Annotated in this window: 18 protein-coding genes; 2 read left to right on the forward strand and 16 right to left on the reverse strand. The window is 71.1% G+C overall.

The genetic code is table 11. The features are described 5' to 3' along the window. Positions 1-13: 13 nt before the first annotated feature. The 5 genes from LXN57_RS23730 to pepN are packed head-to-tail and all read right to left on the reverse strand — an operon-like array spanning position 14 to position 4685. Complete coding sequence (locus LXN57_RS23730; RefSeq protein WP_251800370.1) at positions 14-433, reverse strand: hypothetical protein; 420 nt, start codon at positions 431-433, stop codon at positions 14-16. A 40-nt stretch (positions 434-473) separates the two neighbouring features. Further along, the gene (locus LXN57_RS23735) at positions 474-1103 is read right to left on the reverse strand and encodes a histidine phosphatase family protein (RefSeq protein ID WP_251800371.1); all 630 of its coding nucleotides are present in this window, start codon (positions 1101-1103) and stop codon (positions 474-476) included. Further along, positions 1100-1489: a ribosome silencing factor gene (rsfS, locus tag LXN57_RS23740; protein ID WP_251800372.1), complete on the reverse strand. Its 390-nt coding sequence runs from the start codon at positions 1487-1489 to the stop codon at positions 1100-1102. Before rsfS ends, LXN57_RS23735 begins: the two co-directional genes overlap by 4 nt. 40 nt (positions 1490-1529) lie before the next feature. Continuing rightward, positions 1530-2138 carry a nicotinate-nucleotide adenylyltransferase gene (nadD, locus tag LXN57_RS23745; RefSeq protein ID WP_251800373.1) on the reverse strand — a complete coding sequence of 203 codons (609 nt, stop codon included), beginning with the start codon at positions 2136-2138 and terminating at the stop codon, positions 1530-1532. A gap of 57 nt (positions 2139-2195) precedes the next feature. Beyond that, positions 2196-4685, reverse strand: a complete 2490-nt coding sequence (gene pepN / locus LXN57_RS23750) for an aminopeptidase N (protein ID WP_251800374.1) — start codon at positions 4683-4685, stop codon at positions 2196-2198. Between the two features lie 184 nt (positions 4686-4869). On the opposite strand from pepN, the gene trpS reads away from it, so the two are divergent. Continuing rightward, positions 4870-5832 (forward strand): tryptophan--tRNA ligase, encoded by a 963-nt coding sequence (gene trpS, locus LXN57_RS23755; protein WP_251800375.1) that lies wholly within the window; start codon positions 4870-4872, stop codon positions 5830-5832. Here trpS and LXN57_RS23760 read toward each other — a convergent pair. From LXN57_RS23760 to LXN57_RS23810, 11 genes are all read right to left on the reverse strand, one after another. After that, positions 5821-6237 (reverse strand): GNAT family N-acetyltransferase, encoded by a 417-nt coding sequence (locus LXN57_RS23760; RefSeq protein WP_251800376.1) that lies wholly within the window; start codon positions 6235-6237, stop codon positions 5821-5823. The two genes, trpS and LXN57_RS23760, sit on opposite strands and share 12 nt — an antisense overlap. A gap of 56 nt (positions 6238-6293) precedes the next feature. After that, on the reverse strand, positions 6294-7790 hold the full coding sequence (obgE, locus tag LXN57_RS23765; RefSeq protein WP_251800377.1) for a GTPase ObgE: 1497 nt from the start codon (positions 7788-7790) through the stop codon (positions 6294-6296). Positions 7791-7943: 153 nt separating this feature from the next. Further along, positions 7944-8201 carry a 50S ribosomal protein L27 gene (gene rpmA / locus LXN57_RS23770; protein WP_184953201.1) on the reverse strand — a complete coding sequence of 86 codons (258 nt, stop codon included), beginning with the start codon at positions 8199-8201 and terminating at the stop codon, positions 7944-7946. 14 nt (positions 8202-8215) lie between these two features. After that, positions 8216-8530, reverse strand: a complete 315-nt coding sequence (gene rplU, locus LXN57_RS23775) for a 50S ribosomal protein L21 (protein ID WP_251800378.1) — start codon at positions 8528-8530, stop codon at positions 8216-8218. 172 nt (positions 8531-8702) lie between these two features. Next, complete coding sequence (locus LXN57_RS23780; RefSeq protein ID WP_251800379.1) at positions 8703-9236, reverse strand: hypothetical protein; 534 nt, start codon at positions 9234-9236, stop codon at positions 8703-8705. Positions 9237-9371: 135 nt separating this feature from the next. Further along, positions 9372-12494, reverse strand: coding sequence for an Rne/Rng family ribonuclease (locus LXN57_RS23785; protein ID WP_251800380.1), 3123 nt, complete (start codon positions 12492-12494; stop codon positions 9372-9374). Between the two features lie 152 nt (positions 12495-12646). Then, positions 12647-13417 carry a TIGR03936 family radical SAM-associated protein gene (locus LXN57_RS23790; RefSeq protein WP_285904665.1) on the reverse strand — a complete coding sequence of 257 codons (771 nt, stop codon included), beginning with the start codon at positions 13415-13417 and terminating at the stop codon, positions 12647-12649. Between the two features lies 1 nt (position 13418). After that, a complete protein-coding gene (locus tag LXN57_RS23795; RefSeq protein WP_251800381.1) occupies positions 13419-15362 on the reverse strand; it encodes a TIGR03960 family B12-binding radical SAM protein in 1944 nt (647 codons plus the stop codon). 100 nt (positions 15363-15462) lie between these two features. Next, on the reverse strand, positions 15463-15846 hold the full coding sequence (locus LXN57_RS23800) for an STAS domain-containing protein (RefSeq protein ID WP_251800382.1): 384 nt from the start codon (positions 15844-15846) through the stop codon (positions 15463-15465). Next, positions 15846-18347: a SpoIIE family protein phosphatase gene (locus LXN57_RS23805; RefSeq protein ID WP_251800383.1), complete on the reverse strand. Its 2502-nt coding sequence runs from the start codon at positions 18345-18347 to the stop codon at positions 15846-15848. Before LXN57_RS23805 ends, LXN57_RS23800 begins: the two co-directional genes overlap by 1 nt. A gap of 12 nt (positions 18348-18359) precedes the next feature. Further along, positions 18360-19157, reverse strand: a complete 798-nt coding sequence (locus LXN57_RS23810) for an alpha/beta fold hydrolase (RefSeq protein ID WP_251800384.1) — start codon at positions 19155-19157, stop codon at positions 18360-18362. A 167-nt stretch (positions 19158-19324) separates the two neighbouring features. Between LXN57_RS23810 and LXN57_RS23815 the strand changes: the two genes are divergently transcribed. Further along, complete coding sequence (locus tag LXN57_RS23815; protein ID WP_251800385.1) at positions 19325-20434, forward strand: hypothetical protein; 1110 nt, start codon at positions 19325-19327, stop codon at positions 20432-20434. The last annotated feature ends 6 nt before the right edge of the window (positions 20435-20440 follow it).

Here is a 20440-nt window from a genome sequence, read left to right on the forward strand (position 1 = left end):
CGTCCCTGGTGAATCAGCCCTTCTCGACCGACACGACGATGAACGGCACGCCCTGCTGGCAGGTGGACATCATGTTGGGCTGGGCCTGGCCGACGATCTTGACCTTGCTGCCCACGGCGGCGTCGGCGCGCATCGCCGGGTCGTCGAAGATCAGCAGGTGGGAGCCCGCCTTGTCGGTGAGGAGCAGGCAGTTGGGCTCGACGCCGGCGGTCACCGTGCCGGTGATCGTCTGGCCGCCGGCCGCCGGCCGCCCGGACGACGGCTCGCCCGCGGGGCCACTGGTCTTGACCGAGGGCAGCGGCAGGTCGACCACGTCCGAGGCGGACGGGGAGGGGGCGGAGGCGGGTGCTGCGGCGCCGCTGTCGGTCGCGTTGTTGGCGCAGCCGGCGGCGAGAACCAGGAGCAGCAGGGCGGGAACGGTCCGTTTCACCATGATGCTTGGACGCTACCGGATCACCGGCGGTTCCCTGTGATCAGACCGGCGGTGGCACCGGGCGCTCGCTGAACGGGCCGACGTTGTACGCCGCGACCTGCCAGCCGCGCTTGTCGTCGAGGGTCAGCTCGATCCAGTGGCAGTTCTGGAGGGCCCGCAGGGTGCGCAGCTGCTCGATCGGCCAGCCCAGCAGGTGACCGACACCCTGACGGGCGGCGGCGCCGTGCGTCGCGACCACGACCGTGCCGCCGGGCGGAGCGAGAGCAGCCGCGTCGAGAAGCGCGTCGGACACGCGCCGGCCCAGCTCGTCGAGGGATTCGACGTCACCGCCGACCTCTTGCCCGGCCTGCCAGCGCGCGTGCTGGTCGGGAAAGAGCTGGGCCACCTCGGTCATGGTGTAGCCCTGCCAGGCGCCGAAGTAGCGCTCGCGCAGCCGCTTGTCGTAGCTGATCGACAGCCCGGTGAGCGCGGCCAGCGCCGCCGCGGTGTCGGCCGAGCGGCGCAGGTCGCTGCTGACGATCGCGCCGGGTTTCAGCTTGACCAGCAGCTCGGCGGCGTCGACAGCCTGCTGGCGGCCGAGGTCGTTGAGCGACACGTCGGTCTGCCCCTGGACGCGGTTGCCCGCGTTCCAGTCCGTGTTGCCGTGACGCCAGACGATGAGCCTCGTCACGACGCTTCGGCGTCGGCCAGGTCGCGGTCGACGAACGGGATCATCGGGCAGTCCTTCCACAGCTTGTCGAGGGCGTAGAACTCGCGTTCCTCGGCGTGCTGGATGTGGACGACGATGTCGACGTAGTCGAGCAGCACCCACCGGCCCTGGCGCTCGCCCTCGCGACGGACGGGCTTCGCCTTCTCGGGGAGGTTGAGCAGTGCTTCCTCGACCGCGTCGACGATCGCGACGACCTGACGGTCGTTGGACGCGGAGGCGATCACGAAAGCGTCGGTGATGTAGAGCTGGTCGCCGACATCGATCACGACGATGTCTTGCGCCTTCTTGTCGGCGGCGGCCTGGGCGGCCGTCATCGCCAGTTCAAGAGCGCGTTCGCTGACGGGCAAGAGAGTCCTCTCGGTCTGAGAATCTGGTCAGTCAAGCGTCTCACACCGGTGTGACATTTCCCGACCCCCGATAGAGGCCCCGCTTGTTGATGTATTGCACGACACCGTCGGGCACCAGATACCAGACCGGCTCACCGCCGGCCACGCGGTCGCGGCACGCGGTCGACGAGATCGCCATGGCCGGCACCTCGACCAGCGTGACGCTGTCGTCCGGCAGGTGGTCGTCGGTGAGCTCGAAACCGGGCCGGGTGACGCCCACGAAATGGGCCAGGGCCAGCATCTCGAGGGCGTCCTTCCAGCTCAGGATCCGGTTCAGCGCGTCCGCGCCGGTGATGAAGTAGAGCGCAGCGTCGGCGCCGAACACCGCCCGCATGTCACGCAGGGTGTCGATGGTGTAGGTGGGGCCGTCCCGGTCGATGTCGGCCCGGCTGACGTGGAAGCCCGGGTTGGACGCGGTGGCGATGACCGTCATCAGGTAACGGTCCTCGGCCGGCGAGACCCGGCCCTTCTCGTACGGCTGGCCGGTAGGCACGAAGACGACCTCGTCGAGGTCGAATCGTGCCTGCACCTCGCTCGCCGCGACCAGGTGGCCGTGATGGATGGGGTCGAACGTCCCGCCCATGATGCCTATCCGCCGCCGTGAAGACATTCGTGAAGGATAGGTCTTTTTCCGATCAAGGACGGCGGGCGGGGTGGGCAACAGAGATCAACGTGCGTCCAGAGCCCGCCGGACATCGTCGTCCGCGTCCAGCACCACGCGGCGCAGGATCGGGTCGAGACGGGTGTCGGCGAGAAGGGCGGCCGCCAGGTCGCGGGTGCGCTGCTCGACCACCAGGCCCGGATAGGCCGCAGCGGCCGTACGCTCGGCGCTCATGCCGCTGCGCAGCCGCATCATGGCGGGCATCTCGGCGAAGTAGCGCGGCACGTAGTCGCGCAGCAGGTCGAGCTGCTCGGCCTGCCAGAAGCCGGAAGCGGTCATCTCGACCAGGCGGTTCGAGAGCGCGGCGTCCCCGATGATCGCGGCCCAGGCCAGCGCCTTGGCGTCGGGGTCGGGGCGGGCGGCCCGGCAGCGGGCGGCCCACTGCTCGCCGGTGGCGCTGCGGTCACGCTCGAACTCGGCGTCGATCACCTCGGTGCCGGCCGCACCGAGCACGGCCAGGCGGTAGACGATCAGCCAGCGCAGGTCGGCGTCGACCGCGAGGCCGTCGGGCACCGCGCCGCCGTCGAGCCAGTCGCGCAGGCGGGCGGTGTCGACGGTGGCGCCGATCAGTCCGCGGGCCGCGGCCAGCTGGCGTGAGCCGCCCGGCTCCGAGACGGCGAGCAGCCGGTCGGCGGCCTGCGCGACCAGCTCGAGGGCGGCCGGACGGGTCTCCGGGGTGGAGTAGCGGTCGACCAGGCTGCGGGTGGCCCGCAGCACGTCCTCGACGATCACCACCTCGGACTCGACCGGCAACGCGGCCAGCGCCAGGGTGACCAGCTCGGCCACCGGACGTTCGCCGTCGACGACCGCGTCGAGCGTGGCCGCCCAGAGCACGGCACGGGCCAGCGAGTCGCCGATCAGGGGCAGCAGGGCCGGCACGGCGGCGGTCGACTGCTCGTCGAGCCGGATCTTCGCGTACGTGAGGTCACCGTCGTTGAGCAGCAGCAGGTCGGCCACCGGCTCGCCGGCGAGCTCGGGCAGCTCGGTGCGGCCGGTCGCCCCGACCTCGACCTCGATCAGCTTGCGCCGGACGAGGGCGCCGTCGGCCCGGTCCCACAGGCCGATCCCGAGCCGGTGCGGGCGCAGCGTCGGATAGGCGCCGGGCGCGGTCTGCTCGATGACCACCGACGAGTACGAGGAACCGTCGACCTCGAAGGACGAGCGCAGCGTGTTGACCTGGGCCCGGCGCAGCCAGACGTCGGCCCAGGCGGTCAGGTCGCGCCCGCTGGCCCCGGACAGCGCGCCGAGCAGGTCGGCCAGCGTCGCGTTGCCGTAGGCGTGGGCCGCGAAGTGCGCGTTGACGCCGGTCCGGAACGCCTCGTCGCCCACGAAGGCGACCAGTTGCTTGAGAACGGCCGCACCCTTGGCGTACGAGATGCCGTCGAAGTTCAGCAGCGCCTGGTCGGTGTCGGAGACCTCGGCCGGCGCCACCGGATGGGTCGACGGGTGCTGGTCGGCGCGCAGACCCCAGGCCTTGCGCTGCATGGCGAAGGTGGTCCAGGTGCCCGGGAACCGTGTCGCCTCGGCCGCGATGCGGGTGCCCATGTACTCGGCGAACGACTCGTTCAGCCACAGGTCGTCCCACCAGGCCATGGTCACCAGGTCGCCGAACCACATGTGCGCCATCTCGTGGGCGATCACGTTGGCCCGGTGCTCGCGCTCGCTGTCGGTCACCGCGGAGCGGTAGATGAACTCGTCGCGAAAGACCACCAGGCCCGGGTACTCCATCGCGCCGAAGTTGAACTCGGGGGCGAACGCCTGCTGGTAGTGGCCGAACGGGTACCGGATGTCGAAGATCTCGTGGTAACGGTCGAAGCACTGCTTGGTGACTTCGAAGATCTCGGCGGCCTCGGCCTCCAGCGCCCCGGCCAGCGCGGCCCGCGCGTAGAGGGCCAGCGGGATGCCGTCGTGCGAGTCGGTGACCTCGTGGTACGGCCCGGCGATGAGCGAGCACAGGTAGGTCGAGATCGGCTTGGTGGCCGCGAACTCCCACCGTCCGTTGGCCCCCGAGAGCAGCGGCCCGTTGGCGGCGACCCGCCAGCTCGGGGGCGCCGTCACGGTGATCCGGAACGACGCCTTGAGGTCGGGCTGGTCGAACGCGGGCAGGATCCGGCCCGCGTTGTTGATGAACATGTGCTGGTAGATGTAGACCGAGCCGTCCGCCGGGTCGACGTACTTGTGCAGGCCCTCACCGGTGTTGGAGTAGCGCATGACGGCCTCGACGGCCAGCTCGTTGACGTCGGCCAGGCCGGTGAGCAGCAGCCGGCCGTCGACGAGCGCCGAGTCGGGCAGCGGCGACCCGTTCAGCGTCATCTTGCCGGCGCGTACCGGCTCGAACTCGAGGAAGGTCGATGCGCCCTCGTGGGCGTCGAAACGCACCACCGTGCGGGAGCCGAAGGTGTCGCCCTCGGTGGTGAGATCGAGGTCGACCTCGTATTCACGGACATCGACGGTGGCGGCCCGGGCGGTAGCCTCGGCGCGGGTCAGGCTCGGCATTCGACCATCATCCGGTACGAGCCGGACCGCTGCTATCGTGGCCCCATGCGCTTCGCGAACCTCGGTTGGTGGCTGCCCTGACGGGCGGCTCCCCCACACGCGCACTCATCTTCGCGGCCGCCCCTTCCCGGGCGGCCGTTGTCATGTCCGGGAAAGGGCGGCCCTGACCCGGAAGGACACCACCATGACCCGCCGCCTCACCGGCTTCCAGCCGACCGGCCACCTGCACCTGGGCAACCTGATCGGCGCCATGCGCCCGTTGGTGGCCGCCCAGGCCACGCCCTCCATCGCCATGATCGCCGATCTCCACGCGCTCACCATGGAGCACGATCCCCGGCAGCTGCGCGCGAACACGCTGCAGGTCGCGACCGTGCTAATCGCCGCCGGCGTCGACCCGCAGCGCACCGCCATCATCGCCAACTCTCAGGTGCCCGAGCACAGCGAGCTGCACTACCTGCTCGAGTGCGCGACCGGCTACGGCGAGGCCGCGCGCATGATCCAGTTCAAGGAGAAGTCCGCGGCCAGCAAGACAGTACGGCTCAGCCTGCTCACCTATCCGGTGCTCATGGCGGCCGACATCCTCGTCCACGACTGCGACCAGGTGCCGGTCGGCGACGACCAGAGCCAGCACCTGGAGCTCACCCGCACCATCGCGACCAGGTTCAACGCGCGCTACGGCCAGACCTTCACGGTGCCCGAGGGCATCCGGCCGGTAAATACCGCGCGGATCATGGACCTGGCCGACCCGAGCCGCAAGATGAGCAAGAGCACGCCGTCGGCGGCGGGCCGGATCGGGCTGCTCGACCCGCCCGAGGTGATCCGCCGGACCATCGCGCGGGCGGTGACCGACACGGTGGGCGTCGTGCGTGTCGACCCGGAGCGGCAGCCCGGCGTGTCCAACCTGCTGGCGATCCTGCGCGCCTGCGCGGACCGGGAGCCGGGTCCGTTCACGTCCTACGGCGTGCTGAAACGCGAGGCCACCGACGCGGTCGAGTCGGTGCTGGGGCCGATCCGGGCGCGTTACGCCGAGTTGTCGGAGGACCCGGGTCACGTACGCAAGATCCTGGCCGAGGGCAAGGCCTGGGTGCAGCCGCGCGCTGCCGAGACCGTACGGCGTACCCGCGCCGCCCTCGGCCTACTGGACTGAGGCGGTCAGCCGCTTCTCGAAGCAGAACGCGGCCGGCTCGCAGATCGGGAGGCGCTCGTAGCCCGACGACCGGTAGAGGGCGACCGCCGCGGGCGAGGTGACCCCGGCGGTCAGGCGGATCACCGGGCGCCCCGCGACGAGCGCCTCCTCCTCGAGCGTGACGATCATCTGACGGGCGATGCCGCGGCCCCGGAAGGCCGGGCGCACGTACATCCGCTTGATCTCGGCCACGCCGACCTCGGGCAGCGGTTGCCACGCGCCGCAGGCCACGGCCCGGCCGTCGACGACCGCCACGAAGTACGCGGCACGGTCGTCCGGCACGTAACTCTGGCCGCCCTCGTGCAGCTGGGCCGTCACAAGGGCGGCCAGCTCGGGGTCCAGGGCGGGCCTGGCTTCGATCAGCACGTCGTGACCCTAGGCGGCCACCCTTGCCGCAGGGTTGCGCCGAGCTGGACTACGCCCTATTCGTCGGTGTCGTCGTCATCTGTCACGAGGACCGGCCGATGGGCGTTGGCCACGCTCGTGACCGTGCCGTCGGCCGACATGTGCAAAAGCTCGTCGTCCGAGCGCACGCGGCGGGCCTTGCGGGCTGCCAGGCGCTCGGCGGCGCTGGCGCGGGCTTCGTCGTCCTCGAGGCGGGCGTCGGTGCCGCGGGGGCCCGACACGAACTCGCCGGCGTTGGGCTGCCAGTCGAACTCGCGATCGCCGATGCGCACCGGGTCGCCCGCCTTGGCGCCCTTCTTGCCCAGCGTGTCCTCGACGCCGAGCCGGTCGAGCCGGTCGGCCAGATAACCCACGGCCTCGTCGTTGTCGAAGTTCGTCTGGCGGACCCAGCGCTCGACCTTGGCCCCGCTCACCACGAAGACACCCTCGGCGTCCTGCTCGACCGTGAATCCGGACTCGTCGACCGCGCGCGGACGCACGATGGCCCGGCTGGGCTCGGGCGCCGGCTTGTCCAGGCGGTGCTGGGCGACCGTCTCGGCCAGGGCGAAGATCAGTTCCTTGAGGCCCTCGCGGGTGACCGCGCTGACCTCGAAGACGCGGTAGCCGCGGGCCTCGATGTCGGCCCGCACCATCTCGGCGAGATCGCGCCCGTCCGGGATGTCAATCTTGTTGAGCACGACCAGCCGCGGCCTGTCCTCCAGACCGCCGTACGCCGACAGCTCGGCCTCGATCGCGTCGAGGTCGGCCAGCGGGTCGCGCTCGATCTCGAGCGCCGCCGAGTCGAGCACGTGCACCAGCACCGAGGTGCGCTCGATGTGCCGCAGGAACTCCATGCCCAGGCCCTTGCCGGTGGCCGCGCCCGGGATCAGGCCGGGCACGTCGGCCACGGTGAAGGTCTGGTCGCCCGCCTGCACCACGCCGAGGTTGGGCACCAGCGTGGTGAACGGGTAGTCGGCGATCTTGGGCTTGGCCGCGGAGATGACCGAGATGAGCGACGACTTGCCGGCCGACGGGAAACCGACCAGACCCACATCGGCCACGCTCTTGAGCTCGAGCACCGCGTCGAGGCTGTCACCGGGCTCGCCCAGTTCGGCGAAGCCGGGCACCTTGCGGCGGGTGTTGGCCAGCGAGGCGTTGCCCCGGCCACCGCGGCCGCCCCGCGCCACCTCGAAGGTGGCGCCCTCGCCGATCAGGTCGGCCAGCACCTCGCCGTCGGCGTTCAGCACGACCGTGCCGTCGGGCACCTTGAGCACGAGGTCCTTGCCGTTGGCGCCGTCGCGGTTGGCGCCCGCGCCGCCGCCGCCGTTGGACGCCTTGACGTGCCCGTGGAAGTGGAAGTCGAGCAGCGTGTGGATCTGCGGGTCGACCACCAGGGTGATGCCGCCGCCGTGCCCACCGTTGCCACCGTCGGGCCCGCCCAGCGGCTTGAACTTCTCGCGGCGCACCGAGACGCAGCCGTGCCCGCCGTCACCCGCTTGCAGGTGCAGCACGACGCGGTCGACGAACGTGGTCACTGCTCAACTCCTTGCCGAAGATGTCCCGAGGGTTCAACGCCGGCCTCAGGCGGGCTTGTTCCTCGGTAGAGCCGCCGGCCGCGCGACGCGGGGGCGGAAAACACAAAGCGGGCCACGGACCCCGAAAGGTCCGCGGCCCGCTTCGAAGAAACTTTACTCCGCCGCCGGAACGATGCTGACGGTCTTGCGACCGCGCTTCGTGCCGAACAGCACATTGCCGGTCGCCAGAGCGAACAGCGTGTCGTCGCCGCCGCGGCCGACCAGGTCGCCCGGGTGGAACTTCGTGCCGCGCTGGCGGATCAGGATCTCGCCGGCGCTGACCAGCTGGCCGCCGAACCGCTTGACACCGAGCCGCTGAGCGGCGGAGTCACGGCCGTTGCGCGAGCTGGATGCACCCTTTTTGTGAGCCATGAGTGATCCGCCCCTTACTTCCCGCTCGTGATGCCGGTGACCTTGATCTTGGTCAGCGGCTGACGGTGCCCCTGACGCTTGTGGTAACCGGTCTTGTTCTTGAACTTGTGGATCCGGATCTTCGGACCCTTGGTGTGCTCGGCGATCTCGCCGGACACCGTCACCTTGGCAAGCTTGGCCGCGTCGGTCACCAGGTTGTCACCGTCGACGAGGAGGACTGCGGCGAGCGTCAGCGAGTCGCCGGGCACACCCGCGAGCTTCTCGACCTCGATCACGTCGCCCTCGGCAACCTTGTACTGCTTGCCGCCGGTCTTGACGATCGCGTACATCGGACGCGGACTCCCTGAGACTTACGCAGCGTTGACCGCTGCTTGGCGGATGAAGCTGAGATTCCGGCTCTCACCCCTCAAAACAGGGGGCGGGCACGGAAGCACGGCGCCTGGAAAAGCGCCAGCAGAAAGAGTACTTCATCAGGCGCTCCGATCCCAAACCGGGGCCGCATCAGCCCCGGCCGCACGCCTTGTCGAGCCGGGCCGTGAGGGCCGACATCTTCTCAGCGTTGATCTTGGTGACGTCCCCCTTCAGGGCCTTGACCTGCGCACTCATCTCGGTCAACGCCTTCTTCAGGGCGGGATCGGTGGTCAGCCCGGCCATGTCGGCCAGCGCGAACGAGTAGTTCCGGACGTCGCGCGAGACCTTCTCGGCGGCCTGCCGCTTGGCCTGCTCACCCTTGCTCGCGGCGTCGATCTGCAGCTTGAGGTCGGCGATGAAGATCTCACCGAAGCTGGTGCTCGCGCGCTCGGCCTGGGCGCAGATCTCCTTGGTGTTGCCGGACAGCTCGGCGTCGGCCTTGGCCGCCACGGACGGGTCGACCGGAGCAGGGGGCACCGCGACCGGCGGCGGGGCAGTCGCGGCCGAGCCGGCGGACGCGGCGCCGGACGAATCGCCGGACGACGACGAACAGGCGGCCGTCGCGGTGAGAGAACCCAGCGCCACGCACACGGCGAGGCCCCGGATCAGGGGGATTCGGAACATCGGGGCTCGGTCTCCTCGGGGAAGGCTGATCGATCCCGCGAGGGTAACCGACGGAGACGGAAAGGAGCGGCTTGGCAGTTAACTTTCTTTACCAAACCGCTCCTGTCGATCCTTTGTTGATCCGAAAGGGCAGGATCAGGGTCGCGTACGCCTCCGCGTACCGCCCCGCCGCGAGCGGCGCCGTCCGGCGCCCGCCCCCACCGGCTCGTCGTCGTCCTCATCCTCGGCCGCGTCCGGATCGTCGGACCCGGTGAGCTGGAGCGGCTCCGCCTCGGCGGCCGGCGCCTCATACCGCGACAGGTCGTAGCCGCTGATGTCGTAGTCGTCCTCGGGGTCCGCGTTGGTGGCAGGCGCCCGGCCGGTCACGATGCCCGAGCCGGCCACCGGGGGCAGGCCCGCGGTCTCGGCCGCCGGGTCGTCGCCCTCGTGCCGCACCGCCTCGGTCACAATCTCGATCGGCTCGTCGGGCTCGACCTCGACGTCCGGCAGCTCGTCCCGGATCGGGTCCGGCACGACCGGCTCCGAGACGGGCTCGGCGACCACGGTGTCGCCGCCGCCACCACGGCGACGCCGCGACTTGCCGCTCGGCTGCTGCTGCTGCTGGGCCGGGGCGGTCTCGGTCCGGGCCGCCGCGGCGACCGCCTTGACCTGGTTCCCGGCGCCACCGCCGTTGGAACGCTTCTCGGGCACCGGCTCGGTGTGGATCAGCACCCCGCGGCCCTTGCAGTGCTCACAGGTCTCGCTGAACGCCTCGAGCAGGCCCGAGCCGATCCGCTTGCGGGTCATCTGCACCAGGCCGAGCGAGGTGATCTCGGTGACCTGGTGCTTGGTGCGGTCGCGGCCCAGGCACTCCGTGAGCCGCCGCAGCACCAGCTCGCGGTTGCTCTCGAGCACCATGTCGATGAAGTCGATGACCACGATGCCGCCGAGGTCGCGCAGCCGCAGCTGCCGGACGATCTCCTCGGCCGCCTCGAGGTTGTTGCGGGTGACCGTCTCCTCGAGGTTGCCGCCAGCGCCGGTGTACTTGCCCGTGTTGACGTCAACCACCGTCATGGCCTCGGTGCGGTCGAAGACCAGGTGGCCGCCCGAGGGCAGGAACACCTTGCGGTCCAGACCCTTGAGGATCTGCTCGTCGATGCGCTTGTCGGCGAAGACGTCCCCGGTGCCGGTGTAACGGTGCATGCGCTCGAGCAGGTCGGGCGAGACCGAGTTGAGGTAGTTCTCCAGCTCGCCGTACGCCGAGTCGCCCTGCACGATCAGCTCGCGGAAGTCCTCGTTGAAGAGGTCCCGGACGACCCGGATGACCAGGTCGGGCTCCTCGGAGAGGGCGACCGGCGCGTGGCCCTCGGCCGATTTGCGCTGGATCTCCTCCCACTGCGCCTGGAGCCGCTTGACGTCGCGGGCGAGGTCGTCCTCGCTGGCGCCCTCGGCCGCCGTCCGCACGATGACGCCGGCGCCGTCGGGCACCAGCTTCTTCAGCACGTCCCGGAGGCGCTTGCGCTCGTTGTCGGGCAGCTTGCGGCTGATCCCGGAGGCGTTGCCGTTGGGCACGTAGACCAGGTGCCGGCCGGAGAGCGCGATGTGGCTGCTCAGCCGGGCGCCCTTGTGCCCGATCGGGTCCTTGGTCACCTGCACCAGCACCGAGTCGCCGGAGCGCAGCGCCTGCTCGATCGAGCGGGCCCGGCCCTCGAGCCCGGTGGCGTCCCAGTTGACCTCGCCGGCGTAGAGCACCGCGTTGCGGCCGCGGCCGATGTCGACGAACGCCGCTTCCATGCTGGGCAGCACGTTCTGCACCTTGCCGAGGTACACGTTGCCGACCATGGTGCCGGAGGTGCTGCGCGAGACGTAGTGCTCGACCAGGATGCCGTCTTCCATCACGGCGATCTGGGTGCGGTCGGGCTTCTGGCGCACGACCATCACCCGGTCGACCGCCTCGCGGCGGGCCAGGAACTCCGACTCGCTCAGGATCGGCGGACGGGTCCGGCGCTGCTCACGGCCGTCGCGGCGGCGCTGACGCTTGGCCTCGAGCCGGGTCGAGCCCGAGACGCCCTGCACCTCGTCGGAGGTGCGGCGGGGCTCGCGCACCCGCACGACGGTGTGCACGCCGTCCTCGATGCCGCCGGTCTCGGCGTCACCGCTCGAGCCCTTGCGGCGCCGGCGGCGGCGGCGACGGGTCACGCCGTCGCCCTCGTCGCCCTCTTCCTCGTCCTCGGACTCCTCCTCGGCCGACGCCTCGGCGCCTTCCTCGGCCTCGTCCTGCTCGCCGTCCTCGGCAGGGCCCTTGCCACGGCCACGGCCACGGCGTCCCCGGCGACGGCGGCGGCGACCGGCCGCGGTGTCGTCGTCATCGTCGGCCTCGTCGTCGCCGTCCTCGACGTCGTCGGCGCTCTCGTCGGCCTCGTCGACCGCCTCGTCGGCGGGCGGGGCCGTGACCGCGGCCGCGGGGGCCTCGGCGGGCTCGTCGGCGGCGCCGCGACGGCGGCGCCGGCTGCGACGAGCGCCCTCGGCCGGCTCCTCGGTCGCGACGGCCGGGACCTCAGCCACCGCGGCCTCGGCCTCGGCGACCGGCGGGATCTCGGGCGTCTCGGCGACCACGGGCGGCACGGCGGCGGCACGGCGTGACCGGCGGGCCGGAGCCGGAGTGGTCTCAGTGGCCTCCGGCGGCATGAACAGCACAGCCGGGGGCAGGGCCGCGGCGCGGCGGCCACGGCGCGGAGCGGGCGCCTCGGTCTCGACGAAGTCGGCGTCGAGCGGGATCACTCCGATGATCGGGGTGCCCTCGGCCGCCTCAGCGACCTCGAGGGCCTCGTCCTCGACGACCGGCTGCTCGCCCTCGATCAAGGGCTCGATCCCGACCGGCTCGGCGACGACCGGCTCCTCCACCGGGGCGGGCGGGGCGGCCTTCTTGCGGGCCCGGGTGCGGGTGGCCTTGACGGGCGGCGCGACCTCTTCGGCGGCGGCCTCCGCCTCGGCCGGAGCGACCGCCGGAGCGGCGGCCTTCTTACGGGCCCGCGTCGCCTTCTTGACGGGCGGCGCAGGCTCCTCGGCGGAAGCCGGTGACTCGTGGATGGCGGCGACGGGGTCGGACGGACCCGCAGCCGGTGCTGCCTCGGGCTCGGCGGCTGGCGCCGCTGCCTTGCGGCGGGGGGCACGCTTGCGCGCGGGGGTAACAGTTGCGGCGGTCTCGGGCGGAGCGGCTGCTCCGGCCCCTTCACCGCCCTGTTCTCCCAAGTTGTCTTGGGGCTCGTTATCGAGCATGGGGCGCTCTCCAGTTCTGGCGGCCCCGGGCGCGTTTGAGCGCTGCCACGCAGGGTCGCCGCAAGTATTTCGGTCCCGCCGGGTGAGCGGACGGGCTGCCGAAGTCTGTCAACAGGCGCCGGTTGCAGCCAGCGCCTCCGATGGAGCGATCCTTACCCCGGAAGGGCAGGCTCGCGATCCGCGTCCAACGGATCGACGATATCCCCCTGTGCGGTGAGCGTGCCCTGGGCCAGCCGGGTAACCCGTGGGGGCACCGGCGGCTCCAGACCAGCCGCCACGCGCAGGCCGGAAAGGACGTCATCGGGTCGTACGGCGGGTGTCACCTGTCGTACGACAAGGTCGATTATCGCACACGGTGCGCCGTCCGCCTCGGAAGGTACGGCGGACTGATCCGTCACATCGATGTGAGCCACTGCCTGCCGAGCGTCGAACGAGCGCCGGCCCTGCTTCGTCATGCGCTCTACCAGCACTTCGTCGAGGGCGATGAACGCCCGGACGGCCGACTCGGCGTCGGCCGGCTCGACCGTGGGCAGCTCGATCCGCCAGTGCGAGGCGTCGATCCGGTCGGCCAGGCTGCCCGGACCGGCGATCACCGCGTCGAGGATGTCGAGGCCCGGGGAGAGCGCGGCGTCGAGGGCGACGCGCAGCTGCCCGGGATCGACCTCGGCCTGCAGACCGATCTCGAGGTACTCGGCCTCGCTGCCCACGCCGGTCGGGGCCGCACTCGCGTACGAGATCTTGGGGTGCGGGGTGAAGCCCTGGGAGAAGGCGATGGGCACGGCGGCCCGCCGCAACGCCCGCTCGAACGCGCGGGCGAAGTCGCGGTGGGAGGTGAAGCGCAGCGGGCCGCGCTTGGCGTAGCGCAGGCGGATGCGCTGGACGACGGGCGCCTGGCCGCCGGCGGGCTGATTCTTGGGGGCCATGTCAGGCAGGCAGCCGCAGGGAGTTGACCGGGGTCAGGGGCAGCAGCTTCTTGCCGGTGGGGCCGATCTGGATCTCGGTGTCCATCGACGGGCAGACGCCGCAGTCGAAGCACGGGGTCCAGCGGCAGTCGTCCTGCTCGAACTCGGACGTCGAGTCCTGCCAGTCCTGCCAGAGCCAGTCCTTGTCGAGACCGGAATCCAGGTGGTCCCAGGGCAGCACCTCGGAGTGCTGACGCTCGCGGGTGGTGAACCAGTCGAGGTCGACACCGAAGCCGGGCAGCACCTCGGCGCAGGCCTCGACCCACCGGGTGTACGAGAAGTGCTCGCTCCAGCCGTCGAAGCGGCCGCCCTTTTCCCACACCCGGCGGATGACGGCGCCGACCCGGCGGTCGCCCCGCGAGAGCAGGCCCTCGATCAGCGAGGGCTCGCCGTCGTGGTAGCGGTAGCCGATCGCACGGCCCAGCGACCGGTCGCTGTTGATCTCTTGCTTGAGCATCTGGAGGCGGGCGTCGATGACCTCGGGACGCACCATCGGCGCCCACTGGAACGGGGTGTGTGGCTTCGGCACGAAACCGCCGATCGACACCGTGCAGCGGATGTCCTTGGTGCCGGCGGCGGCGCGGCCGGCCTTGATCACCTCGTGCGCCATGCGGCCGATCTGCAGCACGTCGTCGTCGGTCTCGGTGGGCAGCCCGCACATGAAGTACAGCTTGACCTGGCGCCAGCCGTTCGTGTAGGCCGTGACGACCGTCCGGATCAGGTCCTCCTCGGTCACCATCTTGTTGATGACCTTGCGGATGCGCTCGGATCCGCCCTCGGGCGCGAAGGTCAGGCCCGTCCGGCGGCCGTTCTTCGACAGCTCCTGGGCCAGGTCGATGTTGAAGGCGTCGACCCGGGTCGAGGGCAGCGACAGCGAGACGTTGGTGCCCTCGTACTGCTCGGCGAGGCCGGAGCACATGTCGCCGATCTCGGAGTGGTCGGCGCTCGACAGCGAGAGCAGGCCGACCTCGCTGAATCCCGAGTACTCGAGGCCTTCCTTGATCATCTGGCCGACCGTGGTGATCGAGCGCTCGCGCACCGGGCGCGTGATCATGCCGGCCTGGCAGAAGCGGCAGCCCCGCGTGCAGCCACGGAAGATCTCGACCGCGTAGCGCTCGTGGACCGTCTCGGCCAGCGGGACCAGGGGCTTCTTGGGGTACGGCCAGGCGTCGAGGTCCATCGTCGTGCGCTTGGCCACGCGGAACGGCACGTCGGGGCGGTTGGGCACCACCCGCTGGATGCGGCCGTCGGGCAGGTAGTCGACGTCGTAGAAGCGGGGGACGTAGATGCTCTCGGTGCGGGCCAGGCGCAGCAGCAGCTCGTCGCGGCCGCCGGGGCAGCCCTCGGCCTTCCACTCCCGGATGATGCCGGTGATCTCGAGGACGGCCTCTTCACCGTCGCCGAGCACGGCGGCGTCGATGAAGTCGGCGATCGGCTCGGGGTTGAAGCTGGCGTGGCCGCCGGCCAGCACGATCGGGTGGCTCTCGTCGCGGTCGGCGCTCATCAGCGGGATGCCGGCCAGGTCGAGCGCGGAGAGCATGTTGGTGTAGCCGAGCTCGGTCGCGAAGGACAGGCCGAGGACGTCGAACGCCTTGACCGGGCGGTGGGCGTCGACCGTGAACTGCGGGACGCCGTTCTCCTTCATCAGCGCCTCGAGGTCGGGCCAGACCGCGTAGGTGCGCTCGGCCAGCACGTCCTCTTGCTCGTTGAGCACCTCGTAGAGGATCTGGACGCCCTGGTTGGGCAGGCCCACCTCGTAGGCGTCGGGATACATCAGCGCCCAGCGGACCGTCGTCGCGTCCCAATCCTTGACGACGGCGCCAAGCTCGCCACCCACGTATTGGATCGGCTTGCTGACCCGGGGCAGCAGCTGCTCGAGCTGCGGGAAGACGGAACGGACACTCATGCCGGCACTCCGCTTCGCTCCGTGCCGACATGAGGCACAAACGCGCTGTGCTGGTTGATTCCCTCGCTCCGCTCGCTCATGGGCCTCTAGGGTACGCGCGTCAGCTACCGATCTCGGCTGCGGCCCGGTCGAGGTCGGTGGCCAGCACATCCTCGCGGAACGCGCACAGCTGGAGCGTCATGCGGGCGGCGCCCGTCTCCCCCACCACCAGCCGGGCCGGCTTGCCGTGGTCGTTGAGATCACCGATCAGCGCGTCGAGCAGGCGCACCCCGGCGCTGTCGAGAAACGAGACGGTGGTCAGGTCGATGAGCACCTTGCCGGCCTTCTCGATCCGCTCGACGATCGCCTTGCCGATCTCGGGCGCGTTGGCCAGGTCGATCTCGCCGGTCAGCGAGACCAGCTCGGCGTCGCCGAACGTCGAGAAGGTGACCCAGCGATGCAGATCGCCCCTCGGCACGGGGCGGCCACCCCGGGTGAATTCCATCACCCCACCTCCAGCCGGCCACGACGCATGGTGACGGTGGTGCCGTCACTGCGGTCGAACAGGACCTGGTCCATCGACTCGCGGATCAGCTGGAGACCGCGGCCGCGGGCCACGTCGCTGACCGCGCCGCGCCAGGTGCCCCGGTCGGTGACCCGCACCTCGACCGCGTCGGCGGTCACCGTGGCCACGACGTCGATCATGCCGAACGGGTCGTCGCGGTAGCCGTGCTCGATCGCGTTGGCCACCGCCTCGGAGCAGGCCAGCAGCACCGCGTCGCGGCACTCGGGCTCGACCTCGTGGCCCACCAGCCAGGTCCGCAGGTCGGCCCGGAGCAGGGCGATCTGCATGCGGTCGGCGCCGATCGTGCGCTCGATGCGTTCCTCGGCGCCGAGCGTCAGGCAGAGCATGCAGACGTCGTCGCTGTGGTCGCGGCCGACCAGGGTGTCGGCCAGGGTGGCTGCCAGCCCCTGCAGAGGGGCGTCCCGGCGTCGCGCCCACTCGCGGGCGAGCAACTCGAAGCCCTTGTCGATCGGGCGGGTGCGGCGCTCGATCAGGCCGTCGGTGTAGAGCAGCATGCGGCTGCCTGCGGGCAACCGGCGGCGGTGCTCGGTGCGGACCTTGTTGCCGGCCTTGGAACCCAGCGGCGCCGAGCGGCCTTGCAGCAGGTATTCCGGCGAGCCGGCCGGCTCCTGCAGCAGCGGCGGCAGGTGACCGGCGCACGAGTAGACCACCTCGCCGTCGGTCAGGTCGACCTCGACGTAGGCCACGGTGGCCATGCGGGCCGACTCGACCCGCTCGACGAACCGATCCAGCCCCTCGATCAGCTGGGCCGGCCCGGTCGCGCTGGAGGCGAGCGCGCGCACCGCGCTGCGGAGCTGGCCCATCGTGGTGGCCGCCTCGATGCCCCGGCCGACCACGTCGCCGACCACGACGGCCAGCTTGTCCGGGGTGATCAGGAAGGCGTCGAACCAGTCGCCGCCGACCTCGAGGTCGAGCGCGGCCGCCTGATAGTGGGTCTCGACCGCGAACCGGCTGTCACCGCCGGGCAGGTCGCCGGCGAGCAGGCTGCGCTGGAGCGTGCGGGCGATCTGCCGTTCCTGCTCGTAGAGGCGGGCGTTCTCCAGCGCGAGCCCGGCCCGGTCGGCCAGTTCGATCAGGAACGCCTGCTCGGCCGCGATGCCGCGCCGGTTGGTGGACATCCGCAGTGCCAGCGTGCCCAGCACCAGCCCCCGGGCCGTCAGCGGCAGCACCGAGCAGTCGAGCTGGTCGCCCTCGGCGGCGAACACCGGTTCGCCGCTCGCCGCGACCTTGCCCAACCGCTGGGTCAGCAGCTCTTCGTCGGGGCGGGGACCGCCGCCGTGCTCGACGAGCGCGGGCGTGCCCACCTGAAGGCGCACCTCGGCCCAGTCGGCGATCTCGGGGACGACCCGGTCGATCAGCCGGCGGGTGCGCGGGAGCAGCCGGTGCAGCTCGTCGAGCGACCGCGTGGTGCCGGCCAGGAACTTGGATCGGTCCTCGCGGCGGCGGACCTCGTCGTAGAGCCGGGCCCGGTCGAGCGCCTGACCGGACTGCTGCCCGAGCAGGCGGACGACCCGCAGCTCGCCGTCGGTGAGCTTGCGCTCGCCCTTGAAGCTGAACGCCAGCACACCGAGCGTCTCGACGGTGGAGCGCTCGTCGGCCGGGCCGGTCGTCAGCGGCAGCAGCACGACGGTGTTGCGGCCCGAGCGGCGCATGCTCTCGACCAGGTCGGGGAAGTGCGTGCGGGCCTCGGCGACCGAGGGCACCACGTGCAGGTCGCCGCGCTCGGCCACCCGGGCAACGGCCCGCTCCGACGTGCGCGGCATGTCGTCCCAGTTGCCGGTGGTCGGGTCGGTCGACGCCACGGCGTAGATGACGTCACGCTCGTCGTCGACCAGGTAGATGCTGCTGCTGGCCGCGCCGAAGGCGGCCTCGGGCGCGCGGACCACCGCCTCGGCCACCTCGGCCTCGGTCGGCGCGGCGGCCAGGTCGGCCACGATCTGCTGCAGCACCCGGACCCGCCGCTCGGAGGACTCGGCGATCTGCCGCGCGAGCAGCAGTTCCGTCTCGTACTGGCGGCGCTCGGTGGCGTTGAACAGGGTCGTGCGGATCGCCCGGGGCTGCCCCGTCCCGCTGCGGGCCAGCACCGAGTTGACCAGCGTGGGCAGCTGACGTCCGTCCGAGCAGACCACATCGAACGCGAGCTCGTGCACCTCGTCCTGCATGCGCAGCAGCGGGGCGTAGTGGGTCTCGTGATAGATCTGCCCGCCGGAGGTGAGCAGGTCACGGAACCGGCGGTGCCCGACCAGCTCGCCGCGCGTGAATCCGGTCCAGCTCAGGAACGTCTGGTTGACCCGGACGATCGTGCCGTCGGGGAGCGTGGTCAGGTACCCGCACGGCGCGTGCTCGTACAGGTCATCGGGGTCTTCGTCCCAGGGCGGCCGCAGGTCCTGCGTCACGTCCGGCCCACCAGAGTCACTCACGGTCCGCCGCTTCTAAAGCCAAGCCTTCATGGCGTCGATGGTTTCCTCCGGGGCGCTCAGGTTGGGGCAGTGACCCGTGGCGTTGAGGTGTACCAGAGTGCTCCCGGCGGTGTGCTTGTGAACGTAGTCGCCGACGGCGGCCGGCGCGATCACATCATCGGAACACTGGAGGATGAGCGCGGGTGTGCGCAACTCGAGAAGGTCGTCGCGGTTGTCGGACAGGAACGTGACGCGCGCGAACTTCTTGGCGATCTCGGGATCGGTGCGGCAGAAGCTGTTGGTCAGCTCCTGACCGAGCTCGGGCCGCTCGGGGTTGCCCATGATCACCGGCGCCATCGTGCTCGACCAGCCGAGATAGTTGCTGTCGAGCGAGACGAGCAGCGACTCGATGTCGTCCTTGTTGAAGCCGCCCACGTAGCCCTCGACGGGCTCGTTGATGTAGCGCGGGGAGGGGCCGACGAGCACCAGGCGGGCGAAGCGCTCAGGCTCCTTGATGGCCGCGAGCACGCCGATCATGGCGCTCACCGAGTGGCCGACGAAGACGACATCCCACAGGTCGTGCTCGTGCAGGATCTCGAGGATGTCGTCGGCGTACCCGCCGAGCGTGGAGTGGCGGTCGTCGTCGTAGGCCGACAGGTCGGACCGGCCGTTGCCGACGTGGTCGAAAAGTATGAGCCGATGAGAGTCCGCGAAGGCCGGGGCGACAAGACGCCACATGTTCTGGTCGCAGCCGTAACCGTGGGCGAACACCATCGGCTGGCCGGTGGGATTCCCGGTCAGAGTGACGGCGTTTCTCTGTGTCGTTCTCATGTCCCGGTAACTCTACGGCTCCAGAGCGTCTTGCACATCGCCCTGGTTGTCCGGCATTTGTACGCGGGAACCGGTCTCAGGACAGAGGCCGGGGGTGGCGCACCGCCTCTAACCTGGGAGTTGACCGTCTCGCCGGGAATCTTGCCGGCAGTGAAGGAGATCGACCGATGGCCCACGAGCAGCCGGAGGAAACTCAGCCGGCGGCCGGAGTGCCCGACCCGACCCGGCTCGACACCGGCTCCGAACCCTCCACCGTGGACGCGCCGGCGCGCTGGAGCGCCTCCGCGGCCGTGCCCGAGCCGTCGCCGAAGAAGCCTTGGTGGCGCCGCGACGGCGGACCCCAGCCGGTCGAGGAGGAGCACTGGGCGACCACCCCGGCGGTCGACCCGTGGGCCGACCAGGACACACCGTGGGACGCTTTTCCCTTTCCCGAGGTCACCGAGGTGGAGGCGACTCCGCAGCCGGTGGCCCCGCCGCCCCCGACCCGCGTCGAGCCCCCGGCGCCGACAAAGGTCGAGCCGCCGCACACCGCCCCGCACACCGCCCCGCACACCGCCCCGGCCCCGGCCAGCGCCGAGCCGCCGAAGCTCTCCAAGAAGGAGCGCAAGCGCCTGGAGAAGGCCGCCACGGCCAACCGCCTGCCCGTCCAGACCCGTCCCCCGGCCCCGCCCTCGCCGCCGCCCGGCCCGATGGTCCAGGGCCGCCGGCTCCCGGCCCCGCCGCCGTGGGCCCCGCGCCAGCCGAGCCGGCCCCTGCCGCCGCCCCGCCGCAAGCGCCGCTGGGGCCGCCGGCTCGCGTTGCTGAGCCTGCTCGGCGTGGTCTGCTGCTGCGGCCTCCCCTTCGCCTGGTTCCAGTGGCCGAGCGCCCGTCAGTACCCGGTCAGCGCCGCCCTGCCGAAGTCCTTCGCCGACCTGCAGTTGCGCGACACCGAGGAGACCGGCCCCAACGGCTTCGCCGGCGTCTACCGCGACGGCCGCGGCAAGCGGGTCTCCGTCTACGGCGAGACCGGCTTCCGGCTCACCCCCGGCTCCGACGTCCGCGGCCGCCTCGACCAGGTCACCTCCGCCTACAACCTGAAGGACGTGCAGTCCTTCGACCTCGGCGAGACCGGCGCCCACCAGAGCTGCGGCGTCGGCCGCGACGACGGCGCCTCGGTGGTCGTCTGCGCCTGGGCGGACCACGGCAGCCTGGCCACCGTGCTGCTGACCCGCCGCTCGATCACCGACAGCGCCGACCTGGTCGCCCGCCTGCGGGAAGAAGTGCTGACTCCCGGTTGACCGGGC

Source organism: Paractinoplanes hotanensis, assembly GCF_023717965.1.
Lineage (GTDB): Bacteria > Actinomycetota > Actinomycetes > Mycobacteriales > Micromonosporaceae > Actinoplanes > Actinoplanes polyasparticus.